Source organism: Micromonospora sp. URMC 106, assembly GCF_051386395.1.
Lineage (GTDB): Bacteria > Actinomycetota > Actinomycetes > Mycobacteriales > Micromonosporaceae > Micromonospora.
On the sequence record NZ_JBPQTP010000019.1, the window covers coordinates 39,962 to 62,385 of the forward strand.

Annotated in this window: 22 protein-coding genes and 1 riboswitch; of the genes, 20 read left to right on the top strand and 2 right to left on the bottom strand. The window is 75.5% G+C overall.

Annotated elements, in window-relative coordinates; all coding sequences use genetic code 11:
- Positions 1–26: 26 nt before the first annotated feature.
- The 9 genes from rpoZ to ACSNOB_RS09320 all read left to right on the top strand — a co-directional run bounded on the left by rpoZ (position 27) and on the right by ACSNOB_RS09320 (position 10,721).
- On the top strand, positions 27–290 hold the full coding sequence (gene rpoZ / locus ACSNOB_RS09280; RefSeq protein WP_007075826.1) for a DNA-directed RNA polymerase subunit omega: 264 nt from the start codon (positions 27–29) through the stop codon (positions 288–290).
- 14 nt (positions 291–304) lie between these two features.
- Positions 305–1,513, top strand: a complete 1,209-nt coding sequence (coaBC, locus tag ACSNOB_RS09285) for a bifunctional phosphopantothenoylcysteine decarboxylase/phosphopantothenate--cysteine ligase CoaBC (protein WP_436686159.1) — start codon at positions 305–307, stop codon at positions 1,511–1,513.
- 90 nt (positions 1,514–1,603) lie between these two features.
- A complete protein-coding gene (gene metK / locus ACSNOB_RS09290) occupies positions 1,604–2,797 on the top strand; it encodes a methionine adenosyltransferase (RefSeq protein ID WP_393109883.1) in 1,194 nt (397 codons plus the stop codon).
- A gap of 65 nt (positions 2,798–2,862) precedes the next feature.
- Positions 2,863–4,908 (top strand): primosomal protein N', encoded by a 2,046-nt coding sequence (locus ACSNOB_RS09295; protein WP_436686160.1) that lies wholly within the window; start codon positions 2,863–2,865, stop codon positions 4,906–4,908.
- 389 nt (positions 4,909–5,297) lie between these two features.
- The gene (locus tag ACSNOB_RS09300; protein ID WP_436686161.1) at positions 5,298–6,281 is read left to right on the top strand and encodes an AAA family ATPase; all 984 of its coding nucleotides are present in this window, start codon (positions 5,298–5,300) and stop codon (positions 6,279–6,281) included.
- A 92-nt stretch (positions 6,282–6,373) separates the two neighbouring features.
- Positions 6,374–7,645: a cytochrome P450 gene (locus ACSNOB_RS09305; RefSeq protein WP_436686162.1), complete on the top strand. Its 1,272-nt coding sequence runs from the start codon at positions 6,374–6,376 to the stop codon at positions 7,643–7,645.
- 43 nt (positions 7,646–7,688) lie between these two features.
- Positions 7,689–8,249 (top strand): peptide deformylase, encoded by a 561-nt coding sequence (def, locus tag ACSNOB_RS09310; RefSeq protein WP_350681795.1) that lies wholly within the window; start codon positions 7,689–7,691, stop codon positions 8,247–8,249.
- A 7-nt stretch (positions 8,250–8,256) separates the two neighbouring features.
- Positions 8,257–9,183, top strand: a complete 927-nt coding sequence (gene fmt, locus ACSNOB_RS09315; protein WP_436686164.1) for a methionyl-tRNA formyltransferase — start codon at positions 8,257–8,259, stop codon at positions 9,181–9,183.
- Positions 9,180–10,721, top strand: a complete 1,542-nt coding sequence (locus ACSNOB_RS09320) for an RsmB/NOP family class I SAM-dependent RNA methyltransferase (protein ID WP_436686166.1) — start codon at positions 9,180–9,182, stop codon at positions 10,719–10,721. The genes fmt and ACSNOB_RS09320 overlap by 4 nt, the downstream gene beginning before the upstream one ends.
- A gap of 184 nt (positions 10,722–10,905) precedes the next feature.
- Here the strand turns inward: ACSNOB_RS09320 and ACSNOB_RS09325 are convergent, their stop codons facing one another.
- Positions 10,906–11,796, bottom strand: a complete 891-nt coding sequence (locus ACSNOB_RS09325) for a septum formation family protein (RefSeq protein ID WP_436686168.1) — start codon at positions 11,794–11,796, stop codon at positions 10,906–10,908.
- An 81-nt stretch (positions 11,797–11,877) separates the two neighbouring features.
- Entirely contained in the window at positions 11,878–12,765 is an 888-nt protein-coding gene (locus ACSNOB_RS09330) for a septum formation family protein (protein WP_436686170.1), read from the bottom strand.
- Between the two features lie 254 nt (positions 12,766–13,019).
- On the opposite strand from ACSNOB_RS09330, the gene rpe reads away from it, so the two are divergent.
- From rpe to ACSNOB_RS09385, 11 genes are all read left to right on the top strand, one after another.
- The gene (gene rpe, locus ACSNOB_RS09335) at positions 13,020–13,700 is read left to right on the top strand and encodes a ribulose-phosphate 3-epimerase (protein WP_350681787.1); all 681 of its coding nucleotides are present in this window, start codon (positions 13,020–13,022) and stop codon (positions 13,698–13,700) included.
- A 1-nt stretch (position 13,701) separates the two neighbouring features.
- Entirely contained in the window at positions 13,702–14,658 is a 957-nt protein-coding gene (locus ACSNOB_RS09340; RefSeq protein WP_436686172.1) for a GGDEF domain-containing response regulator, read from the top strand.
- Positions 14,659–14,738: 80 nt separating this feature from the next.
- Positions 14,739–14,910: riboswitch (FMN riboswitch) on the top strand.
- Between the two features lie 159 nt (positions 14,911–15,069).
- Positions 15,070–16,131, top strand: coding sequence for a bifunctional diaminohydroxyphosphoribosylaminopyrimidine deaminase/5-amino-6-(5-phosphoribosylamino)uracil reductase RibD (ribD, locus tag ACSNOB_RS09345; protein WP_436686173.1), 1,062 nt, complete (start codon positions 15,070–15,072; stop codon positions 16,129–16,131).
- A gap of 1 nt (position 16,132) precedes the next feature.
- Positions 16,133–16,840 (top strand): riboflavin synthase, encoded by a 708-nt coding sequence (locus ACSNOB_RS09350; RefSeq protein ID WP_436686174.1) that lies wholly within the window; start codon positions 16,133–16,135, stop codon positions 16,838–16,840.
- The gene (gene pnuC / locus ACSNOB_RS09355) at positions 16,840–17,538 is read left to right on the top strand and encodes a nicotinamide riboside transporter PnuC (protein ID WP_436686175.1); all 699 of its coding nucleotides are present in this window, start codon (positions 16,840–16,842) and stop codon (positions 17,536–17,538) included. The genes ACSNOB_RS09350 and pnuC overlap by 1 nt, the downstream gene beginning before the upstream one ends.
- 67 nt (positions 17,539–17,605) lie before the next feature.
- On the top strand, positions 17,606–18,871 hold the full coding sequence (locus ACSNOB_RS09360) for a bifunctional 3,4-dihydroxy-2-butanone-4-phosphate synthase/GTP cyclohydrolase II (RefSeq protein ID WP_436686177.1): 1,266 nt from the start codon (positions 17,606–17,608) through the stop codon (positions 18,869–18,871).
- 2 nt (positions 18,872–18,873) lie between these two features.
- Positions 18,874–19,371, top strand: coding sequence for a 6,7-dimethyl-8-ribityllumazine synthase (gene ribH, locus ACSNOB_RS09365; protein ID WP_436686178.1), 498 nt, complete (start codon positions 18,874–18,876; stop codon positions 19,369–19,371).
- A gap of 87 nt (positions 19,372–19,458) precedes the next feature.
- Positions 19,459–19,722: a phosphoribosyl-ATP diphosphatase gene (locus tag ACSNOB_RS09370; protein WP_088947482.1), complete on the top strand. Its 264-nt coding sequence runs from the start codon at positions 19,459–19,461 to the stop codon at positions 19,720–19,722.
- Positions 19,723–19,767: 45 nt separating this feature from the next.
- Positions 19,768–20,613 carry an ATP phosphoribosyltransferase gene (gene hisG, locus ACSNOB_RS09375; protein ID WP_393109911.1) on the top strand — a complete coding sequence of 282 codons (846 nt, stop codon included), beginning with the start codon at positions 19,768–19,770 and terminating at the stop codon, positions 20,611–20,613.
- Between the two features lie 38 nt (positions 20,614–20,651).
- On the top strand, positions 20,652–21,644 hold the full coding sequence (locus ACSNOB_RS09380; protein WP_436686180.1) for a DMT family transporter: 993 nt from the start codon (positions 20,652–20,654) through the stop codon (positions 21,642–21,644).
- On the top strand, positions 21,641–22,114 hold the full coding sequence (locus ACSNOB_RS09385; RefSeq protein WP_436686181.1) for a PH domain-containing protein: 474 nt from the start codon (positions 21,641–21,643) through the stop codon (positions 22,112–22,114). Before ACSNOB_RS09380 ends, ACSNOB_RS09385 begins: the two co-directional genes overlap by 4 nt.
- Positions 22,115–22,424: the final 310 nt, after the last annotated feature.

Here is a 22,424-nt window from a genome sequence, read left to right on the forward strand (position 1 = left end):
GGTGCGATAGACGCAGAGGTTAATTCGTGGGATCCATCGCAAACCCCGAAGGCATCACCAACCCGCCGATCGACGAGCTCCTCGAGAAGACGACGTCGAAGTACGCCCTGGTCATCTTCGCCGCCAAGCGCGCGCGTCAGGTCAACGCCTACTACAGCCAGCTCGGTGAGGGCCTGCTGGAGTACGTCGGCCCCCTGGTCGAGACCACCCCGCAGGAGAAGCCGCTCTCCATCGCCATGCGCGAGATCAACGCGGGCCTGCTCACCGCCGAGCCGACCGACCAGCCGTAATCCGCCCCGCCCCGATGTCCCCCCGGATCGTCCTCGGGGTCGGCGGCGGCATCGCCGCCTACAAGGCGTGCGAGCTGCTGCGGCTCTTCACCGAGTCGGGTCACCGGGTCCGGGTCGTGCCGACCGCGTCGGCGCTCCGTTTCGTCGGGGCGCCGACCTGGGCGGCGCTCTCCGGCCAGCCGGTCGCCGACGACGTCTGGTCCGACGTGCACGAGGTGCCGCACGTCCGGCTCGGCCAGCAGGCCGACCTCGTCGTGGTCGCGCCGGCCACCGCCGACCTGCTCGCCAAGGCCGCCCACGGCCTCGCCGACGACCTGCTCACCAACACGCTCCTCACCGCCCGCTGCCCGGTCGTGCTGGCCCCGGCCATGCACACCGAGATGTGGGAGCACCCCGCCACCGTCGCCAACGTCGCGACGCTGCGCTCCCGGGGCGTCCGGGTGATCGAGCCCGCCGTCGGCCGGCTCACCGGGGCGGACACCGGCAAGGGCCGGCTGCCCGACCCGGCGGAGATCTTCGCGGTCGCCCGCCGGGCCCTGGCGCGGGGCGTCGCCGCCCCCGCCGACCTGACCGGGCGGCACGTGGTGGTGACCGCCGGCGGCACCCGCGAGCCCCTCGACCCGGTCCGCTTCCTCGGCAACCGGTCCTCCGGCAAGCAGGGCTACGCCTTCGCCCGCTGCGCCGTCGCCCGTGGCGCCCGGGTCACCCTGGTCTCGGCCAACGTGTCGCTGCCCGACCCCGCGGGCGTCGACCTGGTCCGCGTCGGCACCACCGCCGAGTTGCGCGAGGCCACCCTGGCGGCGGCCGCCGAGGCCGACGCGGTGGTCATGGCGGCGGCTCCGGCCGATTTCCGCCCGGCGACCTACGCGGCTGGCAAAATCAAGAAGTCGGACGACGGCGAGGCGCCCACCATCGCGCTCGTCACCAACCCGGACATCGCCGCCGAGCTCGGCCGGCGCCGTCGCCCGGAGCAGGTGCTGGTGGTGTTCGCCGCGGAGACCGGCGACGCCGAGGCCAACGGTCGGGCCAAGCTCGCCCGCAAGCGGGCGGACCTCATCGTCATCAACGAGGTCGGGCCCGACAAGGTCTTCGGCGCCGACACCAACGCGGCGACCGTCATCGGCGCGGACGGGTCGGTCAGCCGGTTGCCCGAGCAGTCCAAGGAGGATCTCGCCGACGGCGTCTGGGATCTCGTGGCGGCGCGGTTGCCCGGCCTTTCCTGACGGCTGGAACCGAGCATGACCGAAGGGCCCCGGCGCGGACCCGGATGACTAGACTTCCGCGGAACGACTTATCCACAAACTAGGAGTGCCGTGACACGCCGCCTCTTCACTTCCGAATCGGTCACGGAAGGCCACCCGGACAAGATCGCCGACCAGATCAGCGACGGCATTCTCGACGCCCTGCTCGCCGAGGATCCGCGCAGCCGGGTCGCGGTCGAGACCCTGATCACCACCGGCCAGGTGCACATCGCCGGCGAGGTGACCACCAAGGCGTACGCCGACATCCCGACCATCGTCCGCCGGACCATCCTCGACATCGGCTACGACTCGTCGAAGAAGGGCTTCGACGGCGCCTCCTGCGGCGTCAGCGTCTCCATCGGCGCCCAGTCGGAGGACATCGCCCAGGGCGTCGACAACGCCTTCGAGCTGCGCACCGGGGCGTCGGAGAGCGCGCTCGACGCCCAGGGCGCCGGCGACCAGGGCATGATGTTCGGCTTCGCCTGCTCGGAGACGCCCGAGCTGATGCCGCTGCCGATCGCGCTGGCGCACCGGCTGGCCCGCCGGCTGGCGCAGGTGCGCAAGGACGGCACCATCCCCTACCTGCGCCCCGACGGCAAGACCCAGGTCACCATCGAGTACGAGGGGCTGCGCCCGGTCCGGCTCAACACGGTGGTCGTGTCCAGCCAGCACGCCGCGGACATCTCGCTGGACTCGCTGCTCACCCCCGACGTGCGCGAGCACGTCATCGGCCCGGAGCTGGAGAGCCTGGAGCTGGACACCGAGGGCTACCGGCTGCTGGTCAACCCGACCGGCCGGTTCGAGATCGGCGGGCCGATGGGCGACGCCGGCCTGACCGGTCGCAAGATCATCGTCGACACCTACGGCGGGTACGCCCGGCACGGCGGCGGCGCGTTCTCCGGCAAGGACCCGTCGAAGGTGGACCGCTCGGCGGCCTACGCGACGCGCTGGGTGGCCAAGAACGTGGTCGCCGCCGGCCTGGCCGAGCGCTGCGAGGTGCAGGTCGCCTACGCGATCGGCAAGGCCCACCCGGTCAGCCTCTTCGTCGAGACGTTCGGCACCGAGACCGTGCCGGTCGCCTCGATCGAGAAGGCCGTCACCGAGGTCTTCGACCTGCGGCCGGCCGCCATCATCCGGGACCTCAACCTGCTCCGCCCGATCTACCAGCAGACCGCCGCGTACGGCCACTTCGGCCGGGAGCTGCCGGATCTGACCTGGGAGAGCACCGACCGGGCCGCCGACCTCAAGTCGGCCGCGGGAGCCTGACCGGCACCAGGCGCAGCGACCGGCGACCCGCGGACGGGTCGCCGGTCGCTCGCGTCTGCGTCGACGTGCCCCTGGCGCACCTGGACCGCCCGTTCGACTACCTCGTCCCGGCCGCGCTGGACGCCGACGCGGTCCCCGGCACGCGGGTGAAGGTCCGCTTCGCGGGGCAGCTCGTCGACGGCTGGCTGCTGGAGCGGGCCGACGACTCCGGGCACACCGGCCGGCTGGCGTACCTGGAGAAGGTCGTCTCGCCGGAACCTGTGCTCGCCCCGGAGGTCGCCCGGTTGGCCCGGGCCGTCGCCGACCGCTACGCCGGCAGCCTCGCCGACGTGCTCCGCCTCGCCGTACCGCCCCGGCACGCCCGGGTGGAGAAGGACGTCCGCGCCCGCTCCGAGGCCGCGCCCGACGACCGGACCGCGCCCGACGGTGTGGCCGTCCCGGACGGTGCGGCCCCGCCCGACGGTGACGCCGCGCCCGACGGTCGGTCCGTGCCGGACGGCCGGGTCCCCGGCCCGGCCGGTGGGGCGCCGGCGACGCCCCGGGAACCGGTCACCGTGCCCGATCCGGGCGGCTGGCGGGAGTACCCGGCCGGGCCGGCGCTGCTCCGGGCGCTGGCCGACGGGCGGGCCCCCCGGGCGGTCTGGTCGGCGCTGCCCGGGGAGGACTGGCCCGCCCGGTACGCCGAGGCGGTCGCCGCGACCGTCGCCGGCGGCCGGGGCGCGGTGGTGGTCGTCGCCGACAACCGCGACCTGGACCGCCTCGACGCCGCACTGGAGGCCGCCCTGGGCCCGGGGCGGCACGTCTGCCTCTCCGCCGCCCTCGGGCCCGCCCGGCGCTACCGGGCGTTCCTCGCCGCCCGGCGCGGCGACGTGCCCGTGGTGGTCGGCACCCGGGCCGCGATGTTCGCCCCGGTCGCCCGGCTCGGCCTGGTGGCGATCTGGGACGACGGCGACGACCTGCACGCCGAGCCCCGTGCTCCCTACCCGCACGCGCGGGAGGTGCTGCTCACCCGCGCCCAGCTCGGCGACGCGGCCGCCCTGGTCGGTGGGTTCGCTCGCACCGCCGAGGCGCAGCTGCTGGTGGAGACCGGGTGGGCCCGCGAGGTGGCGGCCGACCGGGCCACGCTGCGGGCCCGGATGCCGGCGGTCGCGCCCACCGGCGACGACCCGCAACTGGCCCGGGACCCCGGGGCGGCCACCGCCCGGCTGCCCAGCCTGGCCTGGACCACCGCCCGGGAGGCGCTCCGGGCCGACCTGCCGGTGCTGGTCCAGGTGCCCCGCCGCGGCTACCTGCCGTCGGTGGCGTGCGCCGAGTGCCGGACCCCGGCCCGGTGCCCGCACTGCGCCGGGCCGCTCGCGTTGCCCTCGGCCGAGGGCACCCCGGCCTGCCGCTGGTGCGGGCGGGTCGCCGCCGCGTACGCCTGCCCGGAGTGCGGTGGGCGGCGGCTGCGCGCCTCCGTCACCGGCGCCCGGCGCACCGCCGAGGAGCTGGGGCGCGCCTTTCCCGGCGTGCCGGTGCGCACCTCCGGCCGGGAGGAGGTGCTCGCCACCGTGCCCGGCGGCGCCGGCCTGGTCATCGCCACCCCGGGCGCCGAGCCGGTCGCCGAGGGCGGCTTCGGCGCGGTGCTGCTGCTGGACTCGTGGGCACTGCTCACCCGGGCCGACCTGCGGGCGGGGGAGGAGGCGCTGCGCCGCTGGCTGGCCGCCGCCGCGCTGGCCCGCCCCGCCGCCGCCGGCGGCCGGGTGGTGGTGGTCGCCGACGGCGCCCTCGCCCCGGTGCAGGCGCTGCTGCGCTGGGACGCCGCCTGGTTCGCCGCCCGGGAGCTGGCCGAACGGCGTGAGCTGGGCTTCCCGCCGGCGGTGCGGATGGCCAGCGTGACCGGCCCGCCGGCGGCGGTGGCCGACCTGCTGGCCGAGGCCCGGCTCCCGGCCGACGCCGAGCTGCTCGGGCCGGTGCCGGCGGACGGGGAGCGGGAGCGGATGCTCATCCGGGTGCCGCGGGCCCGGGCGGCCGCCCTGGCCGGCGCGCTGCACTCGGCGGCCGGGGTGCGCGCGGCGCGCAAGGCCGCCGACCCGGTCCGCCTCCAGGTGGACCCCCTCACCCTCTTCTGACCGGCGACGACCAGAGCGTCGACGAACCGGTCCGGGGGTGCGCGGGCCCGCCGGTGGGCGGACGTGCCGGCGGCGACCGGTGCGGCGGCGGTGCCCGTGCCCGGCGGTGCGCGCCCCGGGCCGGCCGGCGCCGCCCGTGATCCGCCGCACGGCGCCGTCGGTCCCACCGCCCGAGCGGTTCGCCGTCGCACGCCGTGTCCGAGGGGAGGCCGGTGAGCGGGTGATAGCATCGCCCGTCATGCCCGGGCGTACGACGACTCCAGGTCGCGGCGCGGCGCCAGACGCGCCGAGCTGGGGTGGTCGCAGGATCGCGCGACGGTGGCGGGAGCGCGTCGGTTCGGCGCGATGTCGATGATGTCAATCAGCCGGTGATCAGGGGTGGACCAGTCGTGACCGTTCGTCAGTCGATCGTCTTCAATGGTGACCTCGGCAGCGGCAAGAGCACCGTCTCGGTGGAGATCGCCAAGCGGCTCGGCCTGCGCCGGGTCAGCGTCGGTGACCTCTACCGGCAGATGGCGCAGGAGCGGCAGATGACCGCGCTGCAGCTCAACCTGCACGCCGAGCTGGACCAGGCCGTCGACGGCTACGTCGACCAGCTCCAGCGGGACATCGCCGCCTCCGGCGAGCGGCTGGTCATGGACTCCCGGCTGGCCTGGCACTTCTTCACCGACGCGCTCAAGGTGCACATGATCACCGAGCCGGGCGAGGCGGCCCGGCGGGTGCTCGCCCGGCCCTCCGGCCCGGCGGAGAGCTACGCCTCGCTGGACGAGGCCAAGGCCAAGCTGCGCGAGCGCAGCGAGAGCGAGCGGGGCCGGTTCATCGTCCGCTACGGCGTGGACAAGGCGCGGCTGCGCAACTACGACCTGGTCTGCGACACCACCCGCGCCCCGGCCGCCGAGGTCATCGAGCACATCATCGACGCGTACGAGGGCCGGCTGTGCGCGGACGTGCTGCGCGACGCCCCGCCGCTGCTGCTGCTCGACCCGGCCCGGGTCTACCCGACCGAGGACATCGCCGCCCTGCGTGACCTGTGGGACTCGGACTTCGTGGGCGAGGTGGCCGCGGCCGGCGACGCGGCGCTGGAGCCGCTGCGGATCGGCTACACGGGGGAGTACTTCTTCGTCGTCGACGGGCACCGCCGGCTCAGCGCCGCCCTGCAGAGCGGCTTCCGTCTGGTGCCGGCCCAGCTCGCCGCGGAGGTGGACGAGCCGGTGGTCGGCGGGATGAGCGCGGTGGACTACTTCGCCGCCCAGGTCCGGCCCGGCCTGCTCCACGACTGGGAGGCCGCCCACAAGATCGAGCTGCCGCTGCCCGAGCACGCCCTGCTCGGCGGCGGCACGGTGCTGGCCGGGGAGCCGGGCGCCGGCGCCTGACCCGCGCGGGCCGGCGGCCACCGGCGGGGCAGCCGGCGGGCGGTGGGCGGGGCATGATGAAGTCGTTCGATCCCCGGGCGGGAGGATGGACGATGGACGCTGCCGAGGCCCTCGGCCTGCTCATGTCGCCGCGGGGGCGGGTCGACCCCTACCCGACGTACGAGCGGCTGCGCGCCCACGGGCCGGTGGTCCGGGCCGGGCCGGCACTCTACGTGGTCACCGGCTACGCCGAGGCCGACGAGATGCTCCGCGACCCCCGGTTCGGGGTGCTGGACGACGCCCTGCGCGACCAGTTCCTGCCCGGCTGGCGGGACAGCCCCGCCATCGCCTCGATCTCCCGGTCGATGCTGCGCACCAACCCGCCCGACCACAGCCGGATGCGCCGGCTCGCGGCCGGCACCTTCACCCCGCGCCGGATCGCCGCCATGCGGGACGTGGTGACGGCCCAGGCCGACGAGCTGGTCGACGCGATGGCGGCGCGGGGCGCCGACGGCGGGCCGGTCGACTTCCTGACCGAGTTCGCGTACCCGCTGCCGGTCGGGGTGATCTGCGCGCTGCTCGGCGTGCCGGCGGCCGACCGGCCGCTGTTCCGGCGCTGGGCGGCGGACCTCACCGGCATCCTGGAGCCGGAGATCACGCCGGACGAGCTGGCCGTGGCCGACCGGGGCGCGACCGAGCTGCGCGACTACTTCGCCGAGCTGGTGGCGGCCCGCCGCCGCGCTCCCGCCGACGACCTGACCACCGCGCTGGTGCAGGCGCACGACGCCGACGGCGCACGGCTCTCCGGCGACGAACTGCTGGCCAACCTCATCGTGCTGCTGGTCGCCGGCTTCGAGACGACCACCAACCTGCTGGGCAACGGCCTGGTCGTGCTGCTGGGACACCCGCGCGAGGCCGACGCGCTGCGGAGGCACCCGGAGTTCGCCGCCGGCCACGTCGAGGAGCTGCTCCGCTACGACTCCCCGGTGCAGCTCACCACCCGGGTGAGCGCCGCGCCGGTCACCGTCGGTGGCGTCGAGGTGCCCGCCGGCGCCTGGGTCCTGCTGCTGCTCGGCGCGGCCAACCGGGATCCCCGGCGCTACCCGGAGCCGGCGCGGTTCGACCCGTGGCGCCCGCAGGGCCATCCGCTCTCCTTCGGCGCCGGGCCGCACTACTGCCTCGGCGCCGGCCTGGCCCGGCTGGAGGCGCAGGTGGCCTTCCCGCTGCTGCTGCGCCGGCTGCCCGGGCTGGCGCTGGCCGGCCGGCCCCGGCACCGGACCCGGCTGACCCTGCGCGGCTACGAGGCCCTCCCGGTGATCATCGACACGGAACCGGCCCCGCCGCATCCCGGTACGCCGGCCGGGGCGGCTCCCGGCACTCCGTAGACTGGTACGGCACCACGTCGTCCAGCCGAAGGAGCCACGCCGAGTGACCGTCCAGCCCATCCGTCTGTTCGGGGATCCGGTGCTGCGCACGCCGGCCGATCCGGTGGTCGACTTCGACGTCGAGCTGCGCAAGCTCATCGCGGACCTGACCGACACGATGCGCGAGCAGAACGGCGCCGGCCTGGCCGCGCCGCAGCTCGGCGTGGGCCTGCGGGTGTTCACCTTCGACGTCGACGACGTGCTCGGCCACCTGGTCAACCCGGTGCTGGAGTTTCCCGACGAGGAGGAACAGGACGGCCCGGAGGGCTGCCTGTCCATCCCGGGTCTCTACTTCGACACCAAGCGTCGGCAGAACGTGATCGCCAAGGGCTTCAACGGCTACGGCGACCCGCTGCAGATCGTCGGCACCGGCCTGATGGCCCGCTGCGTGCAGCACGAGACGGACCACCTCGACGGGGTGCTCTTCGTGGACCGGCTGGACCCGGCCGGGCGCAAGGAGGCGATGAAGGCGATCCGCCAGGCGGAGTGGTACGACCCGGCCGCCCCGCCGACGGTGAAGCTCAACCCGCACGCCTCCAGCAGCCCCTTCGGCCTGGGTCGGTGAGCCGCCCGTGCGCGTGATCTTCGCCGGCACCCCGGCCGTCGCCGTGCCCGCCCTGGCCGCCGTGGCGGCCTCCCGCCACGAGCTGGTCGCCGTGGTGACCCGACCGGACGCGCCCGCCGGGCGTGGCCGGGGCCTGTCCCGTTCCCCGGTCGGCGCCTGGGCCGACGAGCACGGCATCGAGGTGCTCACCCCGGCCCGTCCGCGCGAGCCGGAGTTCCTGGACCGGCTGCGCGAGCTGGCCCCGGACTGCGTCCCCGTGGTGGCCTACGGCGCGCTGGTGCCGCCGGCCGCGCTGGAGATCCCCCGACACGGGTGGATCAACCTGCACTTCTCGCTGCTGCCCGCCTGGCGCGGGGCCGCGCCCGTGCAGCACGCCGTGCTGCACGGCGACGAGCTGACCGGCGCCAGCGTCTTCCAGCTCGAGGAGGGCCTGGACACGGGTCCGGTCTACGGCACGCTCACGGACGAGATCCGTCCCGCCGACACCTCCGGCGACCTGCTGGAGCGGCTCGCCCACTCCGGGGCGGGCCTGCTGGTGGCCGTCCTCGACGCGATCGCCGACGGCACGGCCCGGGCCGAGCCGCAGCCCGCCGACGGGGTGTCGCTGGCGCCGAAGCTGACCGTGGAGGACGCCCGGGTCCGCTGGTCCGACCCCGCGTTCGCGGTGGACCGGCGCGTCCGCGCCTGCACGCCGGCCCCCGGGCCGTGGACGACGTTCCGCGGCGAGCGGGTCAAGCTCGGCCCGGTCGCCCCGGTGCCGGACGGTCCCGAGCTGAAGCCGGGCGAGCTGCTGGTGGAGAAGTCGCGGGTGCTGGCCGGCACGGCCACCGTGCCGGTGCGGCTCGGCGAGGTGCGGGCCGCGGGCAAGCGCGCCATGCCGGCGACGGACTGGGCGCGCGGCGCCCGGGTCGCCGCGGGGGAGGAACTCGCGTGACGGGCCCCGAGCGGCCCGCCGGCGACCGTTTCCCCGCCGAGCGACGCGGCGAGCGTCCCGGCGGTGGCCGGCCCACCGGGGAGCGCGGCGAGCGCCCCGCGGGGGACCGGCGCGGGGAGCGGCCGACGCAGGGCCGGTGGGGCGGCGACCGGCGCGAGGGCGGCCGCCGTCCGGCCCGGCCCGCCGTGGACCTGCCGCGGCAGATCGCGTACGAGGCCGTCGCGGCGGTGCACCGGGACGACGCGTACGCCAACCTCGTGCTCCCGTCGCTCCTGCGCGACGCCGGGCTGACCGGGCGGGACGCGGCCTTCGCCACCGAGTTGACCTACGGCACCCTGCGTCACCTCGGCACCCTCGACGCGATCCTCACCGACGCGGCCGGGCGGGACGTGCAGCGCATCGACCCGCCGGTGCGCGACGCGCTGCGGATCGGGGCGTACCAGCTCCTGCACACGCGGGTGCCGGCGCACGCCGCGGTCTCCTCGACCGTCGACCTGGTCCGCGCGGTCGGCCCCGGCGCGACGGGGTTCGCCAACGCGGTGCTGCGCGAGGTCGCCGGCCGGGACTCCGACGCGTGGGTGGCCAAGCTCGCCCCGCCGATGGAGAGCGACCCGGTCGGGCATCTCGCGCTGGCGTACAGCCATCCGCAGTGGATCGTGCGGGCCTTCGCCGAGGCGCTCGGCGGCGACCTCGGCGAGACCGCCCGGCTGCTCATCGAGGACAACGAGCGCCCGCCGGTGCACCTGTGCGCCCGTCCCGGGCTGGCCGACCCGGTCGCGCTTGCCGACGAGGTCGGCGGCGCCCCGGGGGCCTTCTCCCCGTACGCCGTCTATCTCTCCGGCGGGGCGCCCGGTGACCTGCCGGCGCTGGCCGAGGGCCGGGCCCACGTGCAGGACGAGGGGTCCCAACTGGTGGCCAACGCCCTGGCGGTGGCCCCGCTGGACGGCCCCGACGGGCGCTGGCTCGACCTGTGCGCCGGCCCGGGCGGCAAGTCCGGGCTGCTCGGCGCGCTGGCCGCGCAGCGGGACGCGCGGCTGACCGCCGTCGAGGTCGCCGAGCACCGGGCCCGGCTGGTCGCCCAGGCCACCCGCGGCCTGCCGGTGACCGTGCTGAACACCGACGGCCGCACGGTCGGCGCCGACCCGAAGCTGCCGGAGGCGCACTTCGACCGGGTACTGGTCGACGCGCCGTGCACCGGCCTGGGCTCGCTGCGCCGCCGGCCGGAGTCCCGCTGGCGGCGCGAGCCGTCGGACCTGCCGCCGCTGACCCGGTTGCAGCGCGAGCTGCTCACCGCGGCGCTGCGGGCGGTCCGCCCGGGCGGCCTGGTCGCCTACGTGACGTGTTCCCCGCACACCGTGGAGACGCACGTGACGGTGACCGAGGCGGCCCGCCGTTCCGGCGTGCCGGTCGACTTCGTCGACGCCCGGCCGCTGCTGCCGGTGGGGATGCCCGGTCTCGGTGACGGGCCGACGGTGCAGCTCTGGCCGCACCGGCACGGCACCGACGCGATGTTCCTCGCGATGCTGCGCCGGACCTGATCCGCGGACGGGACACGCCGACCCGCGAGCCCGCTCGGCTCGCGGGTGGGCCGGCCCCGCGCCGCACCGGCCGCGGTGGGCGGCGTTCCGGTCGGGCGCGTGGGCACCGACCCGGCCCGCGCGTCGGTGTGTGCGCCGACCCGGCCCGCGCGTCGGCGCCGCGCCCGGCCCGGGCGGGCGGCGCTCAGGTGACCGGCAGGCCCTTCGTGCCGGCGCCCTTCATCGACCGGGTCAGGTTGCGGTCGCTGACCCAGAGGAAGCACTGCACGCCCCGGTTGCCGTTGCGCCACTCCCGCTCGAACGGGTGGTAGAAGATCGAACCGGCCCGGTACTGCAGGTCACCGTTGTTGGGCACCTTGACGTACTTCGCGATCAGCGCGCGGCACGCCCGGTGCACCCTGAGGGTGTCCCGGGTGAAGGCGTCGTAGCTGATGTCCGGGGCCCGCCACACGCCGACGAACTCGGCGTGGTGCTTGCTGGTGCAGGCCACCGGCACCATCTCCCGCACGTCGTCGTCGCTGACCCTCGGTTCGAAGCACCGGTGGGCGAGCGGCGCGGCGCCGGTCAGGGCGCCCTTCAGGCTTCCCGTCCGGGCCTTCGCGTTCGCCTCGTCGAGGCTGGTCTGCTCGCTGAGGTCGCAGCGGAACCAGCGGGCGCCCCCGCCCCACGCCCGCGGCGACGGCAGCACCACGTTCAGCCCGAGCCGGCCGGAGCGCCAGTCCCCGCCGACCGCCTCGTTGACCTTCGTGTCGCACTCGGCCCGGGCGGCGCGCATGCCGGCCGAGCCGGCCGGCGGGGGCGTGGTCCGCTCGGCCGCCGCCCCGGTGAGCGTGCCGACGTGCACGGTCTCCGCGCGGTGGGACTGCGCGCAGTCGACCGGGTTGTAGGCGGTGAGGTAGCCGACGTCCTGCACGCCGGCGTGGCAGACGCCGGCCGCGGGGACGAACGTCTGCGGCGCGGCGGGCGCCGGCCAGTCGTCGGTCAGGTCGCCGTCGGTGCCGGCCGGGGCGCCGCAGCCGGCGAGCGCCAGGGCCGCCACCGCACCGACCGCGGCCGCCGTCCACCTGCGTCGCATCGCCCGACCTCCCGCCGATCGTGGTCCGGCCGGCGCACGGTCGGCGGACACGCCACGGTGCGGCAGCATACGGCACCGCGCTCAGATCGCGGGGAGTCCCTTCGGGCCGGCGCCCCGCATGGAGCGGGTCAGCTTCCGGTCGTCGCTCCACAGGAAACACCGCACCCCGCGGTCGCCCTCCTCCCACTCCCGCTGGGACGGGGGATAGAAGATGGAGCCCGCCCGGTACGGCAGGTCGCTGTTGTTGGGCACGTCGGCGAAGACGGCGATGAGCGCCATGCAGCGCGTGTGTGCCTGCCGGTGGGCCCGGCGGAACTGCGTCCAGGTCATGTCCCGCTCCACGTAGACGCCGACGAACTCGGCGCGGTGCGGCTCGGTGCAGAGCACCGGGGCCATGTAGTTCAGGTTCTCGCCGATGAGCTTCGGGTCGAAGCAACGGTGGATCAGCGGCGAGTCGCCGATCATCGCGCCCCGCAGACTGCCCGTGCGGTTCACCGGCCGGGTGTTGTCGATGCTGCCGGTCTCGCTCAGGTCGCAGCGGAACCAGCGGGCGCCGCCGCGCCACGCGGGCGCGGACGGCAGGGCGATGTTCAGGGTGATCCGGGCCGAGTGCCAGTCGCCGCCGAGCACCTCGCGGGCGCGCTGGTCGCACTCGGCGCGGGCCGGGCGCAGCCCGGGGGACCCCGGCTCGGGCCGGTCGCCCGCAGCGGCAGCGCCGGTGAACGTGCCGACGTGGATGGCCTCGGCCAGGTGGTTGCGGGAGCAGTCCACCACCTCGTAGGTGCCGGCCTGCACGATCGCGGTGACCCGGGGCAGGCAGGTGTCCGTGGCCGGCACGAACAGCCGCGGCGCGGCCAGCGCCGGCCAGTCGTCGGTGAGGTCGCCGTCGGAGCCGCCCGGCCGTACGCAGCCGGCGAGCAGGACCGTCACCGTGCCGGCCAGCGCCAGCGCCGCGAGCCACCGTCGCATCATCCGCCCTTTCCGGGACCTGACGCCTCGGCCGTCACCGTCCCGCCACGCGGGCGGGTGGCGACGGCACGCGTCACCGTCCCCGATGGAGTCTTGCCGCCGTGCCGTCGTTCGGCCAGTCTCGACTGGCCCTTCGTCCGGTTTGGTCTGGCCGGGACGGCCAATTCTGCACCAGTGGTCACCGCCGGGTCACCGGGTGTCCCGGTTGGTGGCGCGCTGCGGGCGGCTGATGGCCGCGTTCGTACACTGGCCCCGTGACCGTACCGCCGCCGATCGTCGCGCCCAGCATCCTCGCCGCCGATTTCGCCCGCCTCGCCGAAGAGGTCCGTGCCGTCGAGAACGCCGCGGACTGGTTGCACGTGGACGTCATGGACAACCACTTCGTGCCCAACCTGACCATCGGGCTGCCCGTGGTGCAGAGCCTGCGGGCCGCCACCGAGCTGCCCTTCGACGTGCACCTGATGATCGAGGACCCGCGCCGCTGGGCCCCCGGCTACGCCGACGCCGGGGCGTACAACGTCACGTTCCACGCCGAGGCGTGCGACGACCCGGTGGCGCTGGCCAAGGACCTCCGCTCGGCCGGCGCCAAGGCCGGGCTGGCGATCGACCGGGACACCCCGATCGAGCCGTACCTGGAGCTGCTGCCGAGCTTCGACACGCTGCTGATCATGACGATCAAGGCCGGCTTCGGCGGGCAGCGCTTCATCCCGCAACTGCTGGACAAGGTGCGCGCCGCCCGCCGGCACGTCGACAGCGGCCACCTGGAACTGCGCATCGAGGTCGACGGCGGGATCGCCGCCGACACCATCGCGCAGGCGGCCGAGGCCGGGGCGGACGCCTTCGTCGCCGGCACCGCCGTCTACGGCGCCGACGACCCCGCCGAGGCCGTCCGGAAGCTGCGGGCACTCGCGGAACGCGCCGCCGCCGGGGCCTGACGTGGAGCCCGCCGGCGACCGCAAGGACATCATCCTCGTCGTCGACGACGACGAGGACATCGCGCGCTTCGTCGAGTTCAACCTGCGGCTGCACGGCTTCGAGGTGATCCACGCGAGCGACGGGCAGGAGGCGCTCGAGGTGATCGAGCGCCAACGCCCCGACCTGGCGGTGGTCGACCTGATGATGCCGCGCATCGACGGGCTGGAGCTGACCCGGCGGCTGCGGGCCGACCCGATGACCTCGGCCCTGCCGGTGATCATGCTGACGGCCAAGGGCATGACGGTGGACAAGGTGCACGGGCTCAGCGCCGGCGCCGACGACTACCTCGTCAAGCCCTTCGACACCGCGGAGCTGGTGGCCCGGGTCAGCTCGACCCTGCGGCGCAACAAGGAGTTCCGCGAGGTCTCCCCACTCACGGGGCTGCCCGGCAACAGCCGGATCCGCCGGGAGATCTCCGACCGGGTCCGCAGCGGCGTCGACTACGCCGTCGGCTACATCGACATCGACCGGTTCAAGAGCGTCAACGACCGGTACGGCTTCGTGCGCGGCGACGACTTCATCTCCGCCCTGGCCCGCAGCCTGCACCGGGCGGTGGTCTCGGTGGGGCTGCCGCCGGCCTTCCTCGGCCACGTCGGCGGCGACGACTTCGTCATCGTCTGCACCCCGGAACAGGTCCGGCCGCTCACCTCCCGGGTGTCCGCCGACTTCGAGAAGGCCGCCGACTCGCTCTACGACCCCGCCGACGCCGCCCGCGGCTACGTGGAGCTGAAGGACCGCCGGGGCAACATCCGGCGCGCCGCCCTGGTCACGCTCTCCATCGGCGTCTCCATCTCCGACACCAACAAGCGGTTCACCGACCCCCTGGAGGCGATCGCGGTCGCCTCCGAGATGAAGACGGTGGCCAAGAGCCAACCCGGCTCGTACGTGGCGGTGGACCGGCGACGCGGGGTGACCTGACCGCCTGTTCCCGCTGTGAGGTAGCTCGCCTGTGTGGCACCTTCCCCCGTCCGGCGTGTAAGACTGCCGGTGTACCCACCACGCGCTGGCGGGACTCGGTGTAATTCCGAACCGGCGGTGATCCACGGCGTGACCGTGGTAAGCCCGCGACCCGGTCGGCCTCGTGCCGCCCGGTGGACCTGGTGAGAATCCGGGGCCGACGGTTGGGCGCGGGAAACCGCACCCAGACAGTCCGGATGGGAGACAGCGCGCGGGACGGACGGGCCCTGCCCGGCCGCTGACCTCAGCGTGCCGTGCGCGCCCCCGGGTCGGCTCCGCCGTACCCGGACCTCCGCCGCCGCACGCCCGCGGCCCGATGCCGTCGCCTCCCGTGACCGCCCGCGCGCCGACCGGCGAGTGAGAGGGCAGGGCATGGCCGGCGTCTCCATCGACGAGGCGATGCGTCGCGCGGTGGAACTCGCCGCGCGCGGTCTCGGCACGACCAGCCCCAACCCGGTGGTCGGCTGCGTGCTGCTCGACGCCGACGGCCACGTCGTCGGCGAGGGGTTCCACGCCTACGCCGGCGGGCCGCACGCCGAGATCGTCGCGCTCGCCCAGGCGGGGGAGCGGGCCCGCGGCGGCACCGCCGTGGTCACCCTGGAACCCTGCGACCACACCGGCCGCACCGGCCCCTGCAGCACCGCGCTGGTCCAGGCCGGCGTCGCCCGGGTCGTCATCGCCGTCCCCGATCCCAATCCGGTCGCCTCCGGCGGCGCCGCCACGCTGCGCGCCGCCGGGATCCAGGTGGATGTGGGGGTACGCGAGGCCGAGGCCGAGGCCGGCAACATCGCCTGGCTCACCTCGATGCGCCGCGGCTGGCCGTACGTGATCTGGAAGTTCGCCGCCACGCTGGACGGCCGGTCGGCGGCCGCCGACGGCACGAGCATGTGGATCACCTCCGAGGCGGCCCGGATGGACGTGCACGCGCTGCGCGGCACCGTCGACGCGGTGATCGCCGGGGTGGGCACGGTGCTCACCGACGACCCGCGGCTCACCGCCCGCAACCTGCGCGACGGCACGCTCAACATCCGCCAACCGCTGCGGGTGGTGGTGGACTCGTCGGCGCGTACGCCGGCCGACGCCCGGGTGCGCGACGGCGCCGCCCGGACGTGGATCGCCACCGCCGCGGAGGTCGGCGTCGGGCCCGACGGGCGGGTCGACCTGCCGGCGCTGCTCGCCACCCTGCACGAACGCGGGGTCCGCGCGGCGCTGCTGGAGGGCGGCCCGACGCTGGCCGGCGCCTTCCTCGCCGCCGGCCTGGTCGACAAGATCGTCGGCTACGTCGCGCCCCGGCTGCTCGGCGCCGGCCCGACCGCCCTGGTCGACGCCGGTGTGACCACCATCGCCGAGGCCATCGACCTGGAGTACGTCGACGTTACGCAGGTCGGACCCGACCTGCGGATCACCGCGCTGCCCCGGAAGAGGGAGGGCTGACATGTTCACCGGCATCGTCGAGGAGTTGGGTGAGGTCGTCCGGATCACCGAAACGGCGGACGACTCGGCGCTGGTCGCGGTCCGCGGGCCGCTGGTCACCTCCGACGCCCGGCACGGCGACTCGATCGCGGTCAACGGCGTCTGCCTGACCGTGGTCGACGTCTCCGACGGGACCTTCACCGCGGACGTGATGGGGGAGACGCTGCGCCGCTCCGCGCTGGGCGCGCTGCGGGCCGGCGACCCGGTCAACCTGGAGCGGGCCGCCGCGCTCGGCAGCCGCCTCGGCGGGCACCTGGTGCAGGGGCACGTCGACGGCGTCGGCGAGGTGCTCGCCCGGGAGCCGGCCGCGCAGTGGGAGACGGTCCGGTTCCGGCTGCCGGCCGCCCTGGCCCGGTACGTGGTGGAGAAGGGCTCGATCACCGTCGACGGCGTCTCGCTGACCGTGGCCGACGTCGGCCCCGACTGGTTCGCCGTCGGGCTGATCCCGACCACGCTGAAGCTGACCACCCTCGGCGCCCGGCGCGTCGGCGACGCGGTCAACCTCGAGGTGGACGTCCTCGCCAAGTACGTCGAGCGGCTGCTGGGCACCCGAGCGGCCGACCCCGGCCCGCCCGGCGGGCCCCCGGCCACGGACGTGCCGGGCGCGGCGGCCGGCGGGCCTGCGGTCCCCGGCCTGCCGGGCGCCGCCACGACGGGCGGGGTGGCCTGATGGGCCCGCTCGGATGGCTGCTCGACGCGCAGGTGAGCGTCGCCGGCTCGCCGGTGCTGGTCCGGGAGATCGTCGGCAACGGCTTCGGCCTGGCCTCGGCCGTGCTCGGCCTGCGCCGGCTGGTCTGGGCCTGGCCCGTCGGCATGATCGGCAACGCGCTGCTGTTCACCGTCTTCCTGGGCGGGGTCTTCGCCACCCCGCAGGCACACGACCTGTACGGGCAGGCCGGCCGGCAGGTGTTCTTCTTCGCCGTCAGCCTCTACGGCTGGTGGCGCTGGTCGCGCAACCGCCGCCGGGGCGACGACGGCGACCACGCCGCCGTGGCGCCCCGCTGGGCCACCGGCCGCGAGCGGCTCGGCCTGCTGGCCGCCGCCGTCCTCGGCACGGCCGCCGCGTACCCGGTGCTCGCCGCGCTGGGCTCCTGGGGGCCGCTGCCGGACGCCTGGATCCTCACCGGCAGCCTGCTCGCCACCTACGGGATGGCCCGCGGCTGGGTGGACTTCTGGCTGATCTGGATCGCCGTCGACGCGGTCGGTGTGCCGCTGCTGCTGCGCGGCGGGTTCTATCCCTCGGCGGCCATGTACCTCGTCTACGGCGCCTTCTGCGCCTGGGGCCTGGTCAGCTGGTGGCGCACCTCGCGGGTCGCCCGCCCGGCGCCCGCCCCCATCCCGTCGACCTACTCGGAGGCCGTCGCATGAGCGAGCGAAGCAGAGGGTCCGGTGCGGTGGTGCCGCATGGCGGCACGCAGCGAAGCGGAGTACCGGCATGACCACCTTTGCCAGCATCGAGCAGGCGGTGGCGGACATCGCCGCCGGCCGGCCCGTCGTCGTGGTCGACGACGCCGACCGGGAGAACGAGGGTGACCTGATCTTCGCCGCCGAGCTGGCGACGCCGGAGCTGGTCGCGTTCATGGTGCGGTGGACGTCCGGCTACATCTGCGTGCCGCTGACCGAGACCGAGTGCGACCGGCTGGACCTGCCGCCGATGTACCACACCAACCAGGACCGGCGCGGCACCGCCTACACGGTGACCGTGGACGCCCGGGAGGGGGTCAGCACCGGCATCTCCGCCGCCGACCGGTCACACACCATCCGGCTGCTCGCCGACCCGGGCACCGGCCCGGCCGACCTGGCCCGCCCGGGGCACGTGGTGCCGCTGCGCGCCCGGGAGGGCGGCGTGCTGCGCCGGCCCGGGCACACCGAGGCGGCGGTCGACCTGACCCGGCTGGCCGGGCTGCGCCCCGCCGGCGTGCTCTGCGAGCTGGTCAACGACGACGGCACCATGATGCGGCTGCCGGACCTGGAGAAGTTCTGCGCCGAGCACTCCCTGACCCTGGTCACGATCGCCGACCTGGTGGCGTACCGGCGGCGGACCGAGAAGCAGGTCGAGCTGGTGGCCGACACCCGGATGCCCACGCGGCACGGGGTGTTCCGGGCGCTGGGCTACCGCAGCGAGCACGACTCGGCCGAGCACGTCGCCCTCGTCATGGGCGAGATCGGCGACGGGCGGGACGTGCTGGTCCGGGTGCACTCCGAGTGCCTCACCGGGGACGTCTTCGGCTCGGTGCGCTGCGACTGCGGCCCCCAGCTCAACGCCGCCCTCGAACGGGTCGCCCACGAGGGGCGGGGCGTGGTGCTCTACGTGCGCGGCCACGAGGGTCGGGGCATCGGGCTGCTGCACAAGCTCCAGGCGTACCAGCTCCAGGACGAGGGGCGGGACACCGTGGACGCCAACCTCGACCTGGGCCTGCCGGCCGACGCCCGGGACTACGGCACCGGCGCGCAGATCCTCTACGACATCGGGGTGCGCTCGATGCGGCTGCTGACGAACAACCCCGCCAAGCGGGCCGGCCTGGAGGGCTACGGGCTGACCGTCACCGGCCGCGAGGGGCTGCCGGTGCGGCCGCACCCCGAGAACGTGCGCTACCTGCGCACCAAGCGGGACCGGATGGGGCACCTGTTGGACGAGCTGGACGAGGTCACCGAGGCCCCGATGGGCCGGCCGGTCCCCGGCGACGAGATCGGAGCGTAGACATGGCGGGTTTCGGCGAACCGGGCGTGACGACCGTGGACGCGGCCGGGATGACCGTCGGCGTGGTCGCCGCGCGGTGGCACGGCGACCTGACCGACCACATGCTCGACCGGGCGGTCGCCGCCGCCCGGGCGTGCGGGGCCCGCGCGGTCACCGCCCGGGTGGCCGGCTCGGTGGAGCTGCCCGTGGTGGCCCAGGCACTCGCGCGGCGCTGCGACGTGGTGGTCGCGCTCGGCGTGGTGGTCCGGGGCGCCACCGCGCACTTCGACTACGTCTGCCGCTCGGTGACGGACGGGCTGACCCGGGTCGCGCTGGACGAGGGCAAGCCCGTCGCGCACGGCGTCCTGACCGTGGACACCATCGAGCAGGCCCGGGACCGGGCCGGGCTGCCCGGCTCGGCGGAGGACAAGGGCTGGGCGGCCACCGTGGCCGCGCTCGACGCCGCCCTCGCCATCCGGGGCCTCGCCACCAGCGCCCACCGGGTCGGCTTCGGCGGCTGACCGTACCGGCGGTCGCACGGTGGGAAAGATGACGCGGCCGGACCCGGAGCACGCCACGTCGGCGGGTGGCTGGAAGAATCGCCTTCCGTGAAGACGTTCGAGGAGTTGTTCGCCGAGCTGCAGGCCAAGGCCGCCGCCGGCACCCCTGGCTCGGGCACGGTCGCCGCGCTCGAGAAGGGCGTGCACTTCATCGGCAAGAAGGTCGTCGAGGAGGCGGCCGAGTCGTGGATGGCCGCCGAGCACGAGGGGCCGGAGCGCACCGCCGAGGAGATCTCCCAGCTGCTCTACCAGGTCCAGGTGCTGATGCTCGCCAGCGGTCTCGACCTCAAGGACGTCTACCGACATCTGTGAGTGCGCCCCGTCGTTGATCAGTACCGATCGAAGGAGCACTCCGTCATGCTGCGTGTCGCCATCCCCAACAAGGGCACCCTGGCCGAGCCGGCCGCCCAGATGCTGCGCGAGGCGGGCTACCGCCAGCGCACCGACCCGAAGGACCTGGTCTGCCGGGACGAGCCCAACGACGTCGAATTCTTCTACCTGCGCCCCAAGGACATCGCCACCTACGTCGGCTCCGGCGACCTGGACCTCGGCATCACCGGCCGGGACCTGCTGATCGACTCCGGGGCCCCCGCCGAGGAGGTCGTCGACCTGGCCTTCGGCCGAGCCACCTTCCGCTTCGCCGCCCGCCCCGACGACATCGCCTCCGTCCAGGAGTTGGGCGGGCACCGGATCGCCACCGCGTACCCCGGGCTGGTCGAGCGGCACCTCGCCGAGCTGGGCGTGAAGGCCGAGGTGATCCGCCTCGACGGCGCGGTCGAGAACGCCGTCCGGCTCGGCGTCGCCGACGTGGTCGCCGACGTGGTGGAGACCGGCGCCACGCTGCGCCAGGCCGGGCTGGTGGTCTTCGGCGAGCCGCTGCTGCGCTCCTCGGCGGTGCTGGTCCGCCGCGGCGACGCCCCGGACCACCCGCAGGCCGCGCAGCTGCTGCGCCGACTGCACGGCGTGCTGGTCGCCCGCCGCTACGTGATGCTCGCCTACGACGTGCCGGCCGGCCTGCTGGACCGGGCCAGCTCGCTGACTCCGGGCATCGAGTCGCCGACCGTGTCCCCGCTGCACCGCGAGGGCTGGGTGGCGGTGCAGGCGATGGTGCTCCGCGACGACGTACACCGGATCATGGACGAGCTGTACGAACTCGGCGCCCGCGCGATCCTGGTCACCAACATCCACGCCTGCCGGCTGTGAGGCGCCCGCCTGCGGCGGGCGGCCCGGCGCCGCTCCCGGTGCCGCGTGGCCTGCCGCCGTGGGCGGCGCTGGCCGTGGTCGCCCTCGGCGGGGTGGCCTCGGCGGCCCAGGGCGCGGCCAACGCCGAGCTGGGCGAGCGGGCCGGCGACCCGACCCTGGGCGCCGTGGTCAACAACCTCGGCGGGACGCTGCTGGTCGGCCTCGGGGTGCTGGCGCTGCCCTCGGCGCGCGCCGGGCTGGTCGCGCTGCGCCGGGCCCGGCTGCCCTGGTGGGCGTACCTGGGCGGGCTGGGCGGGGCGGCCATCGTGGTGCTCGGCGCGTACATCGTCCCGGTGCTCGGGGTGGCGGTCTTCACCATCGCCCAGGTCGCCGGCGGCAGCCTCGGCGGGCTGGCCGTCGACCGGGCGGGGCTGGCGCCGGTCGGGCGGCTGGCGCTGACCCGGCCCCGGGTCGCCGGGGCGTTGTTGGGCGTGGCCGCCGTGGCGCTGGCTCAGCTCGGGCAGCCGGTCGGCGACCTCGCCCTCGGTCTGGTCCTGCTCGCCGTCGCCGGCGGGCTGGGCGTGGCGCTCCAGTCCGCGCTGAACGCGCGGGTCTCCGCCGCCGGCTCGCCCGCCGCCGGGGTCGCCGTCAACTTCGTCACGAGTACGCCCGCCGTGCTGCTCGTCGCGGCGCTGGCCGGCGCCCTCACCGGACCCACGCCGACCTGGCCGGACGCCTGGTACCTCTACACCGGCGGCCTGCTCGGCGTCGGCATCGTGGCCAGCCTGGTGGTCGGGGTCGCCGCGATCGGGGTGCTGCGCACCGGCCTGGCCCTGGTCGCCGGGCAGCTCGGCGGCGCCCTGCTGCTGGACGCGCTGCTGCCGGGCGGCCCCGGCGTCCGGCTGCCGGTGCTCGCCGGCGCGCTGCTCACCCTGCTGGCCGCGCTGGTGGCCGGCCGGGGCGCCGCGGGCCCGGCCGCGCGCGCCGCCGTCCCGACCACCCGTGTGGCGGCCGAGGACCGGCCCGGAGCGGATGGCAGACTGGTGGGGTGAGCGAAACCGAGACGATCCACCTCCGCCCGCGCCGCATCCGGGTGGTCTGCTGGACCTCGGCGGCCGTGCTGGTCGTGGTGTTCAGCCTGGTGGCCACCTCGCTGACCGGCGCGACGGGCAACGGCTACGGCAGCTTCCAGCGGGGCGACCAGATCGCGATGGTCGGCCTCGGCGTCTTCGGCGCCCTCGGCTTCCTGCTCTTCACCCGCCCCCGGGTGGAGGCCGACGCGCGCGGGGTGCGCGTGCGCAACGTCCTCGGCTCGTACGAGCTGCCGTGGGAGGTCGTCCGCGGGGTCCGCTTCGACCGGGGCGCGCCGTGGGCGAGCCTGGAGTTGCACGACGACGACCTGCTGCCGATGGTCGCCCTGCAGGCCGCCGACAAGGAGCGGGCCGTCGAGGGGGTCCGCGCGCTGCGCCGGCTGCACCAGGCCCACCAGACCCGCCTCGCCGAGGGCGCCACCGGCCGCTGAGCCGACCCCGCGGTCCGGGCCGCCGCGCGTCGCCCGGGGTGCCCGGATTTGGGGGCGCTCGGGTGAGGGTGTAGTGTTGTGTAGTCGACCAGGCTGTCCCCGCGTGCGAGCAAGCTCGCCCGTGAGCGGACGGCCATGAAAGAGGAGCGCCTGCTCCCACCCGAGTCGCCGCCATGGTGGCCGGGTCCGGTCACCGGTTCCGGGCACGTCCCGGCGCCGGATGCGCGATCATGTGATCGTGCCGACCGGTCGAGCGGGCCCTGGCATGCGCCGGGGCCTTCTGCTTTCCGGGTCGGCTCCCACCCGGGAG